This is a genomic window from Microbacterium sp. p3-SID336, assembly GCF_025143365.1.
In the GTDB taxonomy this organism is placed as follows: Bacteria; Actinomycetota; Actinomycetes; order Actinomycetales; family Microbacteriaceae; genus Microbacterium.
On record NZ_JALXPE010000011.1, the window covers coordinates 41,876 to 56,863 of the forward strand.

Below are 14,988 nucleotides of genomic sequence, written 5' to 3' on the forward strand. Positions count from 1 at the left end.
GCTCGACAGAGTGACCACTGCGCGATTCCTCGTCGTCCTCGATGCCGATTCCACGCTCATCCGCAACGAGGTGATCGAGCTCCTGGCCGATGAAGCCGGGCGTCGCGCCGAGGTGCAGGCCGCCACTGAGGCGGCGATGCGCGGGGAGGTCGACTTCGCGGCCAGCCTGCGCTCCCGCGTCGCCGCGCTCGAGGGTGTGCCCGTGGCCGCCTTCGCCAGGGTGCGCGCGCGCATCGAGCCGACGCCGGGCGTGCGCGAGCTCACCGCGGCGGTGCACGACCGCGGTGGTGTCGTCGGTGTCGTCTCCGGCGGCTTCCACGAGATCCTCGACGAGGTGGCGCCCGCGCTCGGGGTGGACAGGTGGCGCGCCAACCGCCTGCACACGGTGGACGGGGTCCTCAGCGGGCGGGTCGACGGCGAGATCGTCGACGGCCGGGCCAAGGCCGCGTCGCTGCGCGCCTGGGCCGAAGACCTCGGCGTCGCCCGGCATGCGACGATCGCGATCGGCGACGGCGCGAACGACCTGCCGATGATGGCGGTGGCCGGCCTGGGACTCGCCTTCAATGCCAAGCCCGCTGTGCGCGAGGCCGCGAGTCTCGTGGTCGGCCCTCAGGATCTCGCCGAGGTCATCCCGCTGCTCCCCTGACGGCTCTCCCCGCGAATGTCGGTGGCTGACGGTAGCGTCGGGCCATGGACATCATCCTGATCCCCGGGCTCTGGCTCGATGCCGACAGCTGGAGCGACGTCACCCCTGCGCTGGAGCGCGCAGGTCACCGTGTGCACCCGCTCACCATGCCCGGACTGGGCGTCGCCGCTCCCGAGTCGTCGGGCATCGGCATTCAAGACTGGATCGACGCGGCGGTCGCCGCCGTGGACGCGCTTCCTGGCGAGGTCGTGGTGGTCGGACACAGCGGCGGCGGCAACGTGGCCTGGGGCGTCGCGGATGCGCGTCCCGACCGTGTGAGCAGGGTGATCTTCGTCGACACGGTGCCACCGCCTCCTGGGCACGGCATCAGCGAGTTCGAGCTCGTCGACGGCGTGGTGCCGTTCCCAGGGTGGGACTTCTTCCCCGAAGAAGACGTCCATGACCTGGACAGCGAGACGCGAGCGCGCACGGCACCCCTCGCACGGAGTGTTCCCGGGCGCGTTCCGACCGACGCGATCGAGCTGACCGACACCGCTCGCCACCGGGTGCCGGTCACGCTTCTGATGGGTGGCCTCGATCAGGCGGGCTTCGATGAGGTCATCACCCAGTGGGAGCCCTATGCCGACGAGTACGGTGCGATCGCCGACGCCGAGGTGGTGCGCATCGGCTCGGGCCACTGGCCGCAGTTCTCGGTCCCGGAGCGGCTCGCCGCACTGCTCGTGGCGGCCGTAGACCGCTAACCAGCGATCCCGTCCGCGTCAGTGCCCCATGCCGAGGCCGCCGTCGACGGGGATCACCGCGCCGGAGATGTAGGCCGCGTCATCACCGGCGAGCCAGGTGACGGCGCCTGCCACCTCGTCGGGGGTCGCGAAGCGCCCCGCCGGGATGTTGGCCTTGTACTGCTTCTGCGTCTCCTCCGGCAGCTCGGCCGTCATGTCCGTCTCGATGAAGCCCGGGGCGACGACGTTGGCGGTGATGCCCCGACCACCGAGCTCGCGGGTGAGCGACCGCGCGAAGCCGACGAGAGCGCTCTTGGACGCGGCGTAGTTCGCCTGGCCGGCCGAGCCGTAGAGGCCGACGACACTCGAGATGAGGATGATCCGTCCGAACCGGGCGCGCAGCATGCCCTTGGAGGCGCGCTTGACCACGCGGAACGTGCCGCCGAGATTGGTGGCGACGACGCTGTCGAAGTCCTTTTCGCTCATGCGCAGCAGCAGCGTGTCCTTGGTGATGCCGGCGTTCGCGACCACGATCTCGACCGGCCCGAGCTGCTGCTCCACCTCGGTGAACGCCGCGTCCAGCGCGGCGGCGTCCGTGACGTCCGCCCGCACCGTGAGAGTGCCCTCGGGGCCCTCGCCGCTGCGTGCCGTGACCGCGACGCGGTACCCCTCCCTGACGAAGCGCTCCGCGATGGCGCGGCCGATGCCGCGGTTGCCTCCGGTGACGAGGACGACACGCTGCGCAGTCATGGGACACTCCTGATCTGGGTCGGGGGTCGGGGCCGAGCCGTGAACGATCCTACCGAGGGCCCGGAGACGACGCCGTCTCCCGCCCTGCGTCTTCGCATGTCGAGCCGTTCTGGGGGGCGCCGAGCGGCCGGCACCGGCGTAGGCTGGAGGTATCGTGAAAAACGCTCGTCGAGTCCCGGCCGTCACCTCCCTGCCGCAGTCACCGCGGGATGAGGGCGACCACCGCGTGCGCCGATACGCCCTCACGATGACCATCCGCATCGTGTGCTTCTGGCTGATGTTCTTCGTGCAGCCGTTCGGCTGGTACACCTGGGTCTTCGCGCTCGCCGCCGCCGTACTGCCCTACATCGCGGTGGTGTTCGCGAACGCCGGCAGCGACAGCACCGACACCGGCGCCGAGTCCCCCCTGCGAGAGCTCGACGCGCCGAGCGGCCCGCCCCCGGTGCGCGAGACCGATCCGGGCGTCTTCACGATCCGCGAAGGCCGCACGGACCGATGACGGACCTCATCTGCTCGCGCGCCGGCTGCCGGAGCGCGGCCACCAGTCAGGTCGTGTGGCGCAACCCGCGCATCCATGCCGTCGACCGCGAGAAGATCTGGCTCGCGTGCCCCGAGCACGTGTCCTTTCTGCGCGACTACCTCGCGGCCCGGGATTTCCCGGTCACGGTGAGAGACGGAGTGCCCTCATGAGCAACCGCCTGACCCGCTGGGGCGTGTACGCGCTCATCGCCATCGCGTTCGCGACCGCCTGCGCGTTCCTGTCGAACTGGCAGTTCGAGCGCAACGAGTCCCGCGCGGAGCAGATCGCCCTGGTCGAGCAGAACTACGACGCGCCAGCCGAGCCGCTCGGCGCCGTCATCGGCGACGACGGCGCGCTCGACCCTGATGACGAGTGGCGACCGGTCACCCTGCAGGGCGAGTACCTCGCCGAGGAGCAGCTGCTCGTGCGCAATCGACCGCACGGAGGCACCAGCGCGTTCGAGGTCCTCGTGCCGTTCCGCGATTCGGACGGGCGTGTGCTCATCGTCGACCGCGGCTGGGTGCCACCCGGCGAAGGGCAGCTCCCCGACGCCGTGCCCGCCCCGCCCACCGGCGAGGTCACGGTCACGGTGCGCCTGCGCCCAGGAGAGCAGCTCCCGGCCTCGGGTCGCGGCGCACCGGAGGGTCAGGTGCCGACGATCCATCTGCCCTCGATCGCCGGACTCGTCGGCGACGACGTCATCACGGGCGCGTATGGGCGCCTGGTGAGCGAGGATCCGCAGGGCGCCGGAACCCTCGGTGGCTTCGCCTCCCCGACCGACGACCCCGGCCCGCACCTGTCGTACGCGATCCAGTGGATCCTGTTCGCCATCATGGGGTTCATCTTCATCGGCTACATCATCCGCACGGAGATCGTGAAGCACCGCGAGGAGGTCGAGGGTCGTCCCGCCCCGGTCAAGACCCCGCGACGACGCGATCGCGACGCCGACGTCGAGGACGAGCTGCTCGACGCCCGCTGACCCCCGCGCAGCGCGTCGGGACCCGGCACGTCCGCCACCGTCACCCTGTCGACGTGGTCGCTCCGCTCACCGACAGCGACCAGCCGCCGTCCTGCGCGTCGTACACGATGCGCGTGTGCCGACGGTCGACGGCTCCCTGCCAGAACTCGACCCGCGTCGGCTGAAGGCGCCAGAGCACCCAGTCGCCGGGGGCCACGCCCTCGCGCGCGGCGGTGGAGCGTGCGGCCAGATCCGCCGCGCTCTCGGCAGCGGGAGCCTCCCGCACGGCGCCGCGCACGCGCACGGCCCTGATGAGCGGCTGCCACCAGAAGTTCAGCGCGGCAGCTGAGTGTGCGGCGAGCTGCACGCCCTTGCCCGAGGAGCGCGGTCCGGCGAAGGCCCACCCCCGCTCGTCGAGGTCCTTCAGGATCAGGGTGCGCGCATCCGGCACCCCGTCCGCACCCACCGTCGCCAGCGTCGCCGCGTGCGGTTCCGCCACCCCGGCCTCCGCGGCGGCACGGATCCACGAGACGAAGAGGGCGCCGGGGTCACCCGGCAGTGCGCCGTCATCGATCGGTCGACCGCTGCCCGTCAGTGTCGGCTGCTCTCGCAGCCAGTCGCGCATTCGGGACAGGGGGGTGAGCGGCGTCGAGGTCACGCTCCCGATGATGCCATGAGCGGGCAAGGACGGCATGCCGCGCGATCCGGCTGAGCGCGCGCCGCCGCGGCGACGGCATCCGGATGCGCGAAGACCTGCGAGACCGTGGCGCTTCGAGGGCCTCGCGCCGCGGCGAACCTCGGGGCCGCCGGCATCAGGCGAGCTCGATGAGCTCCTGGTACTCCTGGTTCCAGATGTCCTCGACACCATCAGGGAGGATGAGCACCCGCTCCGGGTTGAGTGACTGCACGGCGCCCGGATCGTGCGACACGAGGACCACAGCGCCCTCGTAGTGCGCGAGCGCACCGAGGATCTCCTCGCGGGACGCCGGGTCGAGGTTGTTCGTGGGCTCGTCGAGCAGGAGCAGGTTCGCGGACGACACGACGAGCGTCGCGAGCGACAGGCGCGTCTTCTCGCCACCGGAGAGCACACCGGCCGGCTTCAGCACGTCGTCGCCCGTGAACAGGAACGAGCCCAGGACCTTCCTCGCCTCGGTCTCGGTGATGTGCGGAGCGGCCGAGACCATGTTCTCCAGCACGGAGCGGCTCACGTCGAGGTTCTCGTGCTCCTGCGCGTAGTACCCCACCTTGAGCCCGTGGCCCGGTTCGAGCTGACCGGTGTCCGGCTCGTCGACGCCCGCGAGCATCCGGAGGAGGGTCGTCTTCCCCGCGCCGTTGAGCCCGAGCACCACGACCTTCGAGCCGCGGTCGATGGCCAGGTCCACATCGGTGAAGATCTCCAGGGAGCCGTACGACTTCGACAGCCCGGATGCCATGAGCGGGGTCTTGCCGCAGGGCGCCGGCTTCGGGAAGCGCAGCTTCGCGACGCGGTCCTCCTGGCGCACCTCGTCGAGTCCTGCCAGGAGCTTCTCCGCGCGCGCCATCATCTGGTGCGCGGCGGCGGCCTTGGACGCCTTGGCCCCGAAGCGGGCGGCCTGCTGCTGCAGCGTCGTGGCCTTCTTCTCCGCGTTCGCGCGCTCCTTCTTGCGTCGCTCCTCGTCCGCGGCGCGCTGGCGCAGGTAGTTCTTCCAGTTCATGTTGTAGATGTCGATCATCTGACGATTCGCGTCGAGGTAGAACACACGGTTCACGGTCTCGCCCACGAGCTCGACATCGTGGCTGATGACGATCAGTCCGCCCTTGTACCCCTTCAGGAACTCGCGGAGCCACACGACGCTGTCCGCGTCGAGGTGGTTCGTCGGCTCATCGAGGATCATCGTCCCCGCGTCGGAGAACAGGATGCGCGCCAGCTCGATGCGACGACGCTGACCGCCCGACAGCGTCGACAGCGGCTGGTCGAGGATGCGGTCGGGCAGCGAGAGATTGTGCGCGATCGAGGCCGCCTCCGCCTCGGCGGCATATCCGCCCTGCGCTTCGAACTGCTCCGTCAGAGCCGCATACCGCTTCATCGCCTTGGCGGCCACGGCGGGATCGTCCGAGCCCATCGCGAGCGACGCCTCGGTCATCCCGAGGTTCAGCTGGCCGAGGCCGCGGGCATCGAGGATGCGGGTGCGCGCTAGGTCCTCGGGGTTGCCGGAGCGGGGATCCTGCGGCAGGTAGCCGAGCTCGCCGGAGCGGGACACGGTCCCGCCCGATGGCAGCACGTCCCCGGCGAGCACCTTGGTGAGCGTGGTCTTGCCGGCGCCGTTGCGCCCGACGAGCCCGATCTTGTCTCCGTCGGCCACCCGGAACGAGACGTTCTCCATCAGCAGGCGCGCGCCAACGCGGATCTCGAGTTCGTGCACGGCAAGCACAGCGGACGTCCGTTCGTTCGGGAGGAGTGGATGGGCCGATCGGCCAGCCTCCCAGTATATGCCGCTGCGCGGGCAGACGCCGCCGCCAAGATCACTCCCGGGGGTGACGTCCGCGATACCGCAGAGGGATGCCCGGGGAGACACCCCCTGCCTACCGTGCTGGAGTGGACATCCTCAACGACCTCATCATGCAGGCCATCGCCTCCCCCTGGCTCTACCTGGTGCTCTTCGCCGTCACGGTGATCGACGGGTTCTTCCCGCCCGTGCCGAGCGAGACCGTCCTGGTCGCCGCCGCAGCCGTCGCCGCGTCCACGGGCGACGGGAACCTGCTGCTGCTCGGCGCGGTCGCCGCCATCGGCGCCGCGATCGGCGACAACATCGCCTTCCTGATCGGACGGCGTCTCGGGACGACCCGCTTCGCCTGGATGCGGCGTCCGCGGGTCGCCGCCGCCTTCGCATACGCCCAGCTCGCGCTCGACCGACGCAGCGCCACCCTGATCCTCGGTGCCCGCTACATCCCGGTCGGCCGCGTCGCCGTGAACATGTCCGCCGGGGCCCTCGGGTTCGCGTGGCGCCGCTTCCTGCCGCTCAGCCTGATCGCCGGTCTCAGCTGGAGCGTCTTCAGCATCGCGATCGGGCTTCTCGCCGGCGCCTGGATCGAGGACCAGCCGCTGCTCAGCGCCGGGATCGCCATCGCCCTCGCTCTCGTGATCGGCGTGATCATCGACCGCATCGCCGCACTCCGCCGCCGCCGCGCTCCGGTGGCGCACCTGGCAGGATGAGACGCATGGCACGCCGCCGAGAGCGACCCCCGCGCGCGCCGCGGATGAGCCGCCGCACCACCGCCCTCGCGGCGCTGACTGCGGCGGTCGTCGTGCTGTACGCGCTCGTGGTGCCGTTGCAGACCGTGCTGTACGGCACCCCGCTCGCGCTCTCCTTCCTCCTGGGCGCCGCGCTGTGCGGATCGCCGCTGCTCGCCGTGTCCCGTCCCCGCACGGCGATCATCCTCATGACGGTGGGAGCGTTCGCCCTCCCGGTCATCGTCGACCCGGTGGCCGCGACCCAGTCTCCGTGGCCCTGGTCCGTCCCCGCGCTGCTCGCCTTCGTGCTGTTCGTCGGCGTGATCTCGTTCGTCCATGGCGCCCGGCTCGGCGCGCTCGCACTCGTGATCGGCACCCTCACCTCGCTGACGGCCCCGCTGCTCCGACCGGACGTCGTGGACACGGATGCCTCGGCAGGCAGCGCCACGGCCGACCTCATCGTCACGGCTTCCCTCGCCGCGGCCATGTTCCTGATCGCGATCCTGGTGGCGAGCCGGGTGCGGGTCGCCGCAGAGCTCACTCGAGAGAAGGAGCACAGTGCGCTCGAGGAGTCCCGTCGTGCGTTGGTGGAGGAGCGCACGCGGATCGCGAGGGAGCTGCATGACGTGGTGGCGCACAGCATGTCCGTCATCCAGGTGCAGGCGTCGACCGCGCGCTATCGGATCCCGGACCTCGACGGTGTCGTCGCCGCCGAGTTCGACGACATCGCCGCCACCGCACGCACCTCGCTCACCGAGATGCGGCGGATGCTGGGCGTGCTGCGCACGGAGGACCAGCAGGCGGAGCTCGCGCCTCAGCAGGGTCTCGACGACGTGCCGGCGCTCGTCGAGAGCATCCGCCGGGCGGGCGTGGAGGTCGGGCTCGTGATGGAGGGGCTGGACGCCGCCGGAGCCGCGACGCCCGCGGTGCAGATCGCGGCGTTCCGCATCGTGCAGGAGGCGCTGAGCAACGCGGTGCGCCATGCCCCGGAGGCTCGGGTGTCCGTGCGACTGCACGCCGACCCGGAAGCGCTGCGGATCCAGGTGGACAACGCCGCGCCGCCACACCGCCCCGAGTCCCCCGCGGGAGGCTACGGCCTGCGAGGCATGCGCGAGCGCGCGGAGATCCTCGGCGGCAGCCTCGCCGCGGGGCCGACCGCAGAGGGAGGATGGCGCGTCGATGCACGACTCCCGCTGACGCCCGATGCGCCGCTCACGGCGCCCAACACCCTCACCTCATCCGCCCCCGACAAGGAGAGAACGTGACGATCAGCGTGCTCATCGCCGACGACCAGGCGATGGTCCGCGCCGGCTTCGCCGCGCTGCTGGACGCGAACGACGGTATCCGCGTGGCAGGCCAGGCCGCGAACGGTGCCGAGGCGGTGGCTCTGTCCGCCCGACTGGACCCGGACGTGATCCTGATGGACGTGCGCATGCCCGAGCTCGACGGCATCGAGGCGGCTCGCCGCATCCTCGGCCCCTCCTACCCCGCCGCGCATGTGCCGCGCATCCTGATGCTCACGACGTTCGACATCGACGACTACGTGTACGACGCCCTGGAGGCCGGTGCGAGCGGTTTCCTGCTCAAGGACGCCCTGCCGGAGGAGCTGGTGCACGCGGTCCGTGTCGTCGCCGGCGGTGATGCGCTGCTGGCGCCCAGCGTGACCCGCCGCATGATCGAGCAGTTCGCGGGGCGACGGCCACGCGCCTCCCGCTCCGCGACGGTTCTCGCCGAGCTGACCGATCGCGAGCGCGAGGTCCTGGTACTGATCGGTCGGGGGCGCTCGAACGCCGAGATCGCGGCCGACCTCTTCATCGCCGAGCAGACCGTCAAGACCCACGTGGGCAAGGTGCTCGCGAAGCTGGGGCTGCGCGATCGAGTGCACGCAGTGATCCTGGCGTACGACACCGGGCTGGTCGAGCCCACCTCCTGACTCACCCCGTCGTAGGGGTCGCGACAGCACCACGGGGTGATGCCGCCGCACACACCCCGTCCATAGCCTCCGAGGACACCGTTCCGAGGAGGACTCCATGGCCATCGCTCCGGCCCCGCACACGACCGTCCCGAAGCCCGCCGCATCGGGACACCGCGACACCGGCATCGACTTCGTCCGCGCGCTCTGCGTGCTCGGCGTGGTGCTGCTGCACGCGATCATGGTCGGCGTCACCGTGGCGGACGAGGCGCCGCTGTTCCAGAACGCGAGCGACGGCACCGGGTGGATCGCGCCGCTGAGCTGGCTGCTCCAGGTCATGCCGCTGTTCTTCGTGATCGGCGGGTTCTCCGGCATGCTCGCCTACCGCCGCCAACTCCTGCGCGGTTCGTCGGCGCGGGACTTCATCGCAGGCAGGGTCCATCGGCTGCTCCGTCCTGCCCTCGTGACCGTCGCCGCCGTGGGACTCGCCCTCGCCCTGCTCACACTGAGCGGCGTCCCTGCCGAGCTGATCGAGGTCGCCGGCTTCCGGTACGGTCAGCCGCTGTGGTTCCTCGCCGTGTTCCTGCTGTGCCAGGCGCTGCTGCCGGCCTTCGTGGCCCTGCACGACCGCGCACCGTTGCGCACGATCGGAGCGCTCGCGGCGGCCGCTGTCGCCGTCGACGTCCTGCGCGCCGTCACCGGGCAGGAGGCCCTCGGCTTCCTGAACCTCGCCTTCGTGTGGCTCGCGCTGCAGCAGCTGGGGTTCTTCCTCGCGGACGGCCGCATCGACGCCCTCACACGCCGCACCCGCATCGTGGCGAGCGTCGCCGCCGTGCTCCTCCTCGTGGCGCTGTTCCTCACCGGCGTGTACTCCCCCGATCTCATCGCGAACATCAACCCGCCGACGGCGGCCCTGCTGCTCGTGGGCGTCGGGCACACCGCCCTGCTCTCACTGCACCGGGATCGGCTCGCGCGGCTGAGCCGTCGCACGCCGGTCGTCGCCTTCACGGCCTTCGTCACCCGCCGCACCATGACGATCTACCTCTGGCACATGCCCGTGCTGCTGGCGATGGCCGGTGCGAGTGCCGTCTTCGCCCTCACCACAGGGTTCGCTCTCCCCGCCCTCGACAGCGCCGACTGGTGGGCGGGCCGCCCGCTGTGGCTGCTGAGCGCGCTCGCCCTCACGGCTGTCGTCGCGGTGTGGGCCGATCGCTTCGAGACGCACCCGGCTCCCGTCGCCACCGGCTCGCGGCTGCGACTGACGGCAGCGGTCATCGCCGGGCTGCTCGGTGTCGTGCTGCTGCTGGCGGTCGGCACATCCGTGACCACGGTCGTCGTCGCGGTCGCGTTGCTGGCGGCGGCGACGCACCTGGCGCGGCGACGCGTGGCATCGCCTGAGGTGCTCCGTGTCGCGTGAAGGTCAGCCGACTCCTCTGGCTGCCAGTGCATCGCCCACGCGATCGGCGTGCCGCAGCGTGAGCACGAGCAGCGGCACTGTCGCCCTCAGCCCCAGTCGCACGCCCCGCGCACGCTCCGCGTCACGCACCCGCTGCGCGAACGCCCCGACCACGGGCACCATCGTGAGGGTCAGCCCGAGCGCGAGCGACACGGCATCGGGATCGACGCCGAGGCGCCGCAACGGGCGCAGCAGACGGTGCAGCACGGCCAGCAGGTCTGACATGCGGGTCGTCATCGTGAGCAGCGCCGCCAGAAGCAGCAGCGCGGCGACGCGCCCGGCGCTGATCCACGCCGCCTCGACCGAGACGAACACGACGAGAGTTCCTGCGAGCACGAGCAGGATCCACCGCAGGCGCCACAGCTCGCCGAGGGCGACCCGCAGCGACTGACCGCCGACCGGATACAGCAGCAGCGCCGCAGCGAGCGACACCGCGATGCTCACGGGGTCGTGCGGGTACACGGTGAGCACGAGCGCGGCCAGTGCCAGCCCTGCTAGGGCCAGCCCCGCGGGAAGCCGGTGCAGGATGCTGTCGCCGGGGCGGTAGAGGGAGATCACGCGTACTCCCGGCAGTAGCGGTCGATGACCGCATCCGGAGCGCCGACCGCCTCGACGCGGCCCTCGTCGAACAGCACCGCGACATCGCAGCGCGCGGCGAGCTCCAGATCGTGCGTCACCACGACGACCTGAGCGGACTGGGACATCAGCAGATCTCCGACCCGGCGTGCGTTGCGCCGGTCGAGCAGCGTGGTGGGCTCGTCCGCCACGATCAGCGCAGGGTCGGCGAGGAGCACGGCGGCCAGCGCGAGCAGCTGCTTCTGTCCCCCCGAGAGCGCGGACGCGGGAAGGTCTGCGTGCGCGCTGAGGCCGTGGAGCTCGAGGGCCTCGGCGACCCGCCGTGCGACCTCGTCCCGGGGCCGTCCGCGCAGAGACAGCGCCAGGTCCTCGGCCGGCGTCGGCATCAGGATCTGCGCATCGGCATCGGTGAACACGAACCCGACGCGACGGCGCAGCGCCCGGGTGTCGCGGGCCACATCGAGGCCGTGCACCATGGTGGTGCCGCTGGTGGGAAGCACGAGTCCGTCGAGCAGACGGGCGAACGTGGACTTGCCGGAGCCGTTGGCGCCGACCACCGCGATCCGGCGGGCGCTCAGGGCGAGGTCGACCTCGTGGAGAACCGCTCGGCCGTCGATCGAGACGCTGACGCGGTTCAGCTGGATCGAGGACGACGCCTCTCGCCGATCCTCCTGTGAGGGCACGCTACCTCCTGAACACCGTTCACCTGAACGCCGTTCACTATAGTGGGCCCATGACGCCGTCACCGAATCCCCCGAGGCACGACCGCGAGAGCGTCGCGCTGACGGCCCTCGCCCTGCTCGACGAGGTGGGGCTCGCCGACCTCTCCATGCGCCGCATCGCCGGTCGGCTCGATGTGCAGCCGAGCGCGCTCTACTGGCACTTCGCCAGCAAGCAGGAGCTGCTCGCCGATCTCGCCGACCGCATCACCGCCGCTGTTCCGAACTCGTCACCCAGCGTGCTGTCGACGGCCCGGGGTGTCCGCGACGCCCTCTTCGCCCACCGCGACGGCGCGGAGCTCGTGCTCAGCACGTACGCGCTCCAGCTCGGCTCTTCCCACGCCCAGGAAGCCCTCGCGACCGCCCTGCGCGTCGAGGGCGCTGGCGACCCGGAGGACCGCGCCGTCGCACTCCTCCACTTCATCCTCGGTCACGCCACGCTCGTGCAGCAGCGCATGCACGCCGACAGCCACGGCGCCCTGCCCGCCACGGAGACGGTGGACGTCACCGCCGGACTCGATCGGGTGTTCGACCTCGGCGTCGCCGCGCTCGCCGGCGCCCTCAGCGCGTCGGCGCCTCCGCGGCGTGCCCGAGCCTGAGTCCCGGGACCAGCGCGAACAGCACGAGCCCCGCACAGAAGGCGAACACCACGCCGACCGCCCCCGGGTCGCCGCCGAGCGTCGCGACCCCGAGCCCCGCGAGAGCGATCGCCACCGCGGAGCCCGTCGCATCCGAGATCGACAGGGCGGACGAGTTGAATCCCTGATTGCTCTCGGTGGAGTAGGCCAGGGTCAGCACCGTGAGCCGGGGGTACAGCAGTCCCATGCCCCCGCCCGCGAACGCCCAGCCGAGGATCACCACGAGCGGCGACACGTCGAACAGCGCCGCCGACAGCACGCAGAGCATCGCGATGAGCAGCCCGCTGAGCCCGATCACGGTGATGCGCCGGTTGCCCAGACGTTCGCCGTAGCGGCCCTGCACAGCGGAGGCGCCGGCCCACGCGAGAGCCGCGAGCATCAGCGCCACCCCGGCCCACGTCGCCGTGAACGCGTACTTCCGCATGAGCAGGTACGGGATGTAGGCCTCGGCGGCGAAGAAGGCTCCGGCTGCGACACCGCGCATGAGCACCACGCTCGGCAACCCGACGCCGGCGCGGAGCGTGCGCCGTGGAAGCAGCGGCAGCACGGCGACCCCGATCGCGAGCGCGGCGCCGAGCGCCAGCGGCCAGCCGATCCGCGGGTCGAGGTCCGCGGAGAAGCCGATCACGACCGCAAGCACCGCGACGACCACGGCCAGCACCAGCCGCACGACCAGCGCACGCCGGTCCTGTGGCTCTCCGCGCCCCAGGTCCACGCCGCGCAGACGCACCGCGATCATCAGGAAGGCCGCCGCCGTCAGCACCGCGACACCCAGGAACGCCCATCGCCAGTCAAGGTACTCCGCCACGGCTCCGGCCAGGAACGGGCCCACCATCGAGGGCACGACCCAGGCCGCCGCGAACGCCGCGAAGACCCGCCCGTGCAGGTGAGCCGGGTACAGTCGCGCCACCACGACGTACAGCGCGACGGTCTGGCCGCCGGTGCCGAGCCCCTGCACGAGCCGCCCGACCAGGAACTGGTGCATGGTCGTGGCGAAGCCCGAGATCAGCAGGCCGATGATGAACAGGGTGACGGCGACGTACAGCGCTCCCCGCGGGCCCCGTGCATCCGACCAGGCTCCCGTCGCGACCATGCCGATCACGCTGGTCGCGAGCGTTCCCGCGAACGCCACGGCGTAGAGGGAGTCGCCGTTCAAGGCGTCGCTGACGATCGGCATCACGGTCGTGACCGCCAGCGCCTCGATCGCCGCGAGGAAGATGAGGGCCACCGCCCCCAGCGTCACCCAGATGCGGGCGCCGTCCCAGATCGACGCGACCGGAGCGGTGCCGCTCATCGCTCCACGAGCGCGGCGATGCGGGTGATGGCCTCGGTGAGGATCTCCGGGCTGGTGCCGAAGTTGAGGCGGACGTGTCCGGCACCCTCCGCCCCGAACGCCGGCCCGAAGTGCAGAGCCACCTTCGCGTCCCGGAGGATCCGCCGCGCGGGGTCGTCGCCCCAGCCGAGCGCCGTGAGGTCGACCCAGGCGAGATACCCCGCGTCGGGGATCCGATAGCGGGCGGCGGGCAGATGGCGCGCGAGCAGGTCCTCCAGCAGCACGCGGTTCTCGTCGAGCGTGTGCAGGAGACCGTCGAGCCAGGCGTCGCTCTCCTCCGAGAACGCGGCGACGGCAGCGAGCAGACCGAACTGCCCCGTGCGCCACTCCACCTCGACGGGGAGCGACCGCACGAGGGCGCTGGTCTCCTCCGCCGCCGTGACCATCAGGGCGCACTTGAGTCCCGCGAGGTTGAACGCCTTGCTCGCGCTGACCACGGCGTATCCCACGCGGGCGGCTTCCTCGCTCACATCGAGGAACGGCGTGAAGCCCGTGCCGGGCTGGGCGAGCGGCGCGTGGATCTCGTCCGACACCACGGCAGCGCCGAACTCCTCGGCCAGTGCGGCCAGCGCGGCGAGGGTGTCCCGGTCGTGCACGGTCCCTGTCGGGTTGTGCGGGTTGCACAGGAGGATGGCCGTCGCGCCGTCCTCGAACGCGGCGCGGATCCCGTCGAGGTCGAGCTCCCACCGCGTCCCGGTGTCGCGCAGCGGCACACGTTCCAGCTCGGCACCCGCCTCGGCGACCAGGTCGTAGAAGGGCGGATAGACCGGCGGCGTCACGATGACGCGCTCCCCCGGCTGCGTGACGCGACGGAGGATCTCGACGATGCCCATGCTCACGTCCGCCGTGCTGCGCATCCGTGCCGGGTCGGGTCTCCAACCGAAGCGGCGCTCCGCGAAACCGGCGTACGAATCCGCCAGCGGTGTCCGCGAGGCGATGTACCCGGTGTCTCCGAGCTCCAGGGCGCGCTGGAGAGCAGCGGTGACAGGCGGGGCGAGCGGGAAGTCCATCTCCGCCACGAAGAGGGGCAGCACGTCCGACGGGTACTCCCGCCATTTCTCGCTGGTGCGCTCACGCAGCTCCGACAGCGGCAGCGCCTTGACCGACAGCATTCGTCCTCCCGGGATTCTCTCTCCGCGCCGATGCGGAGACGTCGAAGCGGGCGTGCCCGGCACGCCCGCTTCGTCTCATGATCAGGTGATCGGAGCGCTCAGATCGCGAAGCCGAGCGCGCGCATCATGTCGCGCCCGTCGTCCGTGATCCGCTCCGGGCCCCACGGCGGCATCCAGACCCAGTTGATCCGGAACCGATCGACCACGTTGTCCAGCGCCTGCGCGGTCTGGTCCTCGAGCACGTCGGTCAGGGGGCAGCCCGCGCTGGTCAGCGTCATGTGGATCACGAGAGCGTCGTTCTCGTCATCCCAGGCGAGGTCGTAGATGAGGCCGAGGTCGACGACGTTGATCCCGAGCTCCGGGTCCATCACGTCCTTGAGCGCCTCGGTGACCGCGTCGTACTTCTCGTCCGTCAGGGTCGCTGTCATACGGCTCAGC

18 protein-coding genes are annotated in these 14,988 nt (G+C 71.3%); 10 read left to right on the top strand and 8 right to left on the bottom strand.

All coding sequences use genetic code 11. The features are described from left to right. Nucleotides 1–10: 10 nt before the first annotated feature. Together serB and M3C17_RS04835 are read left to right on the top strand one after the other, a co-directional pair. Nucleotides 11–646, top strand: coding sequence for a phosphoserine phosphatase SerB (serB, locus tag M3C17_RS04830; protein ID WP_259976514.1), 636 nt, complete (start codon nt 11–13; stop codon nt 644–646). Nucleotides 647–690: 44 nt separating this feature from the next. Next, a complete protein-coding gene (locus M3C17_RS04835; protein WP_259976515.1) occupies nt 691–1,386 on the top strand; it encodes an alpha/beta fold hydrolase in 696 nt (231 codons plus the stop codon). Nucleotides 1,387–1,404: 18 nt separating this feature from the next. On the opposite strand, the gene M3C17_RS04840 is transcribed toward M3C17_RS04835, so the two are convergent. After that, a complete protein-coding gene (locus M3C17_RS04840) occupies nt 1,405–2,115 on the bottom strand; it encodes a beta-ketoacyl-ACP reductase (RefSeq protein ID WP_259976516.1) in 711 nt (236 codons plus the stop codon). A gap of 154 nt (nt 2,116–2,269) precedes the next feature. On the opposite strand from M3C17_RS04840, the gene M3C17_RS04845 reads away from it, so the two are divergent. From M3C17_RS04845 to M3C17_RS04855, 3 genes are read left to right on the top strand one after another with little or no spacing between them, the layout of a single operon-like run. Next, the gene (locus M3C17_RS04845) at nt 2,270–2,614 is read left to right on the top strand and encodes a DUF3099 domain-containing protein (RefSeq protein WP_259976517.1); all 345 of its coding nucleotides are present in this window, start codon (nt 2,270–2,272) and stop codon (nt 2,612–2,614) included. After that, nucleotides 2,611–2,805, top strand: coding sequence for a hypothetical protein (locus M3C17_RS04850; RefSeq protein WP_259976518.1), 195 nt, complete (start codon nt 2,611–2,613; stop codon nt 2,803–2,805). Before M3C17_RS04845 ends, M3C17_RS04850 begins: the two co-directional genes overlap by 4 nt. Next, nucleotides 2,802–3,614 carry an SURF1 family protein gene (locus tag M3C17_RS04855; protein WP_259976519.1) on the top strand — a complete coding sequence of 271 codons (813 nt, stop codon included), beginning with the start codon at nt 2,802–2,804 and terminating at the stop codon, nt 3,612–3,614. The genes M3C17_RS04850 and M3C17_RS04855 overlap by 4 nt, the downstream gene beginning before the upstream one ends. A gap of 40 nt (nt 3,615–3,654) precedes the next feature. Here M3C17_RS04855 and M3C17_RS04860 read toward each other — a convergent pair whose 3' ends face one another. Both M3C17_RS04860 and M3C17_RS04865 read right to left on the bottom strand, forming a co-directional pair. Beyond that, entirely contained in the window at nt 3,655–4,251 is a 597-nt protein-coding gene (locus M3C17_RS04860; RefSeq protein ID WP_311198426.1) for a pyridoxamine 5'-phosphate oxidase family protein, read from the bottom strand. Between the two features lie 154 nt (nt 4,252–4,405). Beyond that, nucleotides 4,406–6,004: an ABC-F family ATP-binding cassette domain-containing protein gene (locus M3C17_RS04865; protein ID WP_259976520.1), complete on the bottom strand. Its 1,599-nt coding sequence runs from the start codon at nt 6,002–6,004 to the stop codon at nt 4,406–4,408. 164 nt (nt 6,005–6,168) lie between these two features. On the opposite strand from M3C17_RS04865, the gene M3C17_RS04870 reads away from it, so the two are divergent. The 4 genes from M3C17_RS04870 (at nt 6,169) to M3C17_RS04885 (ending at nt 10,133) form a co-directional block, all read left to right on the top strand. Beyond that, nucleotides 6,169–6,786 carry a DedA family protein gene (locus tag M3C17_RS04870; protein ID WP_259976521.1) on the top strand — a complete coding sequence of 206 codons (618 nt, stop codon included), beginning with the start codon at nt 6,169–6,171 and terminating at the stop codon, nt 6,784–6,786. A gap of 5 nt (nt 6,787–6,791) precedes the next feature. Next, nucleotides 6,792–8,069, top strand: coding sequence for a sensor histidine kinase (locus tag M3C17_RS04875; RefSeq protein WP_259976522.1), 1,278 nt, complete (start codon nt 6,792–6,794; stop codon nt 8,067–8,069). After that, complete coding sequence (locus tag M3C17_RS04880; RefSeq protein WP_259976523.1) at nt 8,066–8,737, top strand: response regulator transcription factor; 672 nt, start codon at nt 8,066–8,068, stop codon at nt 8,735–8,737. The genes M3C17_RS04875 and M3C17_RS04880 overlap by 4 nt, the downstream gene beginning before the upstream one ends. A gap of 97 nt (nt 8,738–8,834) precedes the next feature. Next, complete coding sequence (locus M3C17_RS04885; protein ID WP_259976524.1) at nt 8,835–10,133, top strand: acyltransferase; 1,299 nt, start codon at nt 8,835–8,837, stop codon at nt 10,131–10,133. A 3-nt stretch (nt 10,134–10,136) separates the two neighbouring features. Here M3C17_RS04885 and M3C17_RS04890 read toward each other — a convergent pair whose 3' ends face one another. Continuing rightward, on the bottom strand, nt 10,137–10,730 hold the full coding sequence (locus tag M3C17_RS04890; protein ID WP_259976525.1) for a CbiQ family ECF transporter T component: 594 nt from the start codon (nt 10,728–10,730) through the stop codon (nt 10,137–10,139). Continuing rightward, nucleotides 10,727–11,431 (bottom strand): energy-coupling factor ABC transporter ATP-binding protein, encoded by a 705-nt coding sequence (locus tag M3C17_RS04895; protein WP_259976526.1) that lies wholly within the window; start codon nt 11,429–11,431, stop codon nt 10,727–10,729. Before M3C17_RS04895 ends, M3C17_RS04890 begins: the two co-directional genes overlap by 4 nt. Nucleotides 11,432–11,481: 50 nt before the next feature. Here M3C17_RS04895 and M3C17_RS04900 point away from each other — a divergent pair, with 50 nt between their 5' ends. Next, the gene (locus tag M3C17_RS04900; protein WP_259976527.1) at nt 11,482–12,066 is read left to right on the top strand and encodes a TetR family transcriptional regulator; all 585 of its coding nucleotides are present in this window, start codon (nt 11,482–11,484) and stop codon (nt 12,064–12,066) included. Here M3C17_RS04900 and M3C17_RS04905 read toward each other — a convergent pair. The 3 genes from M3C17_RS04905 to M3C17_RS04915 all read right to left on the bottom strand — a co-directional run bounded on the left by M3C17_RS04905 (nt 12,029) and on the right by M3C17_RS04915 (nt 14,978). Beyond that, nucleotides 12,029–13,399 (bottom strand): MFS transporter, encoded by a 1,371-nt coding sequence (locus M3C17_RS04905; protein ID WP_259976528.1) that lies wholly within the window; start codon nt 13,397–13,399, stop codon nt 12,029–12,031. The two genes, M3C17_RS04900 and M3C17_RS04905, sit on opposite strands and share 38 nt — an antisense overlap. Then, the gene (locus M3C17_RS04910) at nt 13,396–14,550 is read right to left on the bottom strand and encodes a MalY/PatB family protein (RefSeq protein ID WP_259976529.1); all 1,155 of its coding nucleotides are present in this window, start codon (nt 14,548–14,550) and stop codon (nt 13,396–13,398) included. Before M3C17_RS04910 ends, M3C17_RS04905 begins: the two co-directional genes overlap by 4 nt. Nucleotides 14,551–14,648: 98 nt before the next feature. Then, on the bottom strand, nt 14,649–14,978 hold the full coding sequence (locus M3C17_RS04915; protein ID WP_017202280.1) for a metal-sulfur cluster assembly factor: 330 nt from the start codon (nt 14,976–14,978) through the stop codon (nt 14,649–14,651). Nucleotides 14,979–14,988: the final 10 nt, after the last annotated feature.

What these genes read in the sequence shown, in the direction of transcription:
- M3C17_RS04835 (WP_259976515.1), top strand. Translation starts at nt 691, where the DNA reads ATGGACATCATCCTGATCCCCGGGCTCTGGCTCGATGCCGACAGCTGG.
- M3C17_RS04840 (WP_259976516.1), bottom strand. Translation starts at nt 2,115, where the DNA reads ATGACTGCGCAGCGTGTCGTCCTCGTCACCGGAGGCAACCGCGGCATC.
- M3C17_RS04850 (WP_259976518.1), top strand. Translation starts at nt 2,611, where the DNA reads ATGACGGACCTCATCTGCTCGCGCGCCGGCTGCCGGAGCGCGGCCACC.
- M3C17_RS04855 (WP_259976519.1), top strand. Translation starts at nt 2,802, where the DNA reads ATGAGCAACCGCCTGACCCGCTGGGGCGTGTACGCGCTCATCGCCATC.
- M3C17_RS04875 (WP_259976522.1), top strand. Translation starts at nt 6,792, where the DNA reads ATGGCACGCCGCCGAGAGCGACCCCCGCGCGCGCCGCGGATGAGCCGC.
- M3C17_RS04885 (WP_259976524.1), top strand. Translation starts at nt 8,835, where the DNA reads ATGGCCATCGCTCCGGCCCCGCACACGACCGTCCCGAAGCCCGCCGCA.
- M3C17_RS04900 (WP_259976527.1), top strand. Translation starts at nt 11,482, where the DNA reads ATGACGCCGTCACCGAATCCCCCGAGGCACGACCGCGAGAGCGTCGCG.
- M3C17_RS04905 (WP_259976528.1), bottom strand. Translation starts at nt 13,399, where the DNA reads ATGAGCGGCACCGCTCCGGTCGCGTCGATCTGGGACGGCGCCCGCATC.
- M3C17_RS04910 (WP_259976529.1), bottom strand. Translation starts at nt 14,550, where the DNA reads ATGCTGTCGGTCAAGGCGCTGCCGCTGTCGGAGCTGCGTGAGCGCACC.
- M3C17_RS04915 (WP_017202280.1), bottom strand. Translation starts at nt 14,978, where the DNA reads ATGACAGCGACCCTGACGGACGAGAAGTACGACGCGGTCACCGAGGCG.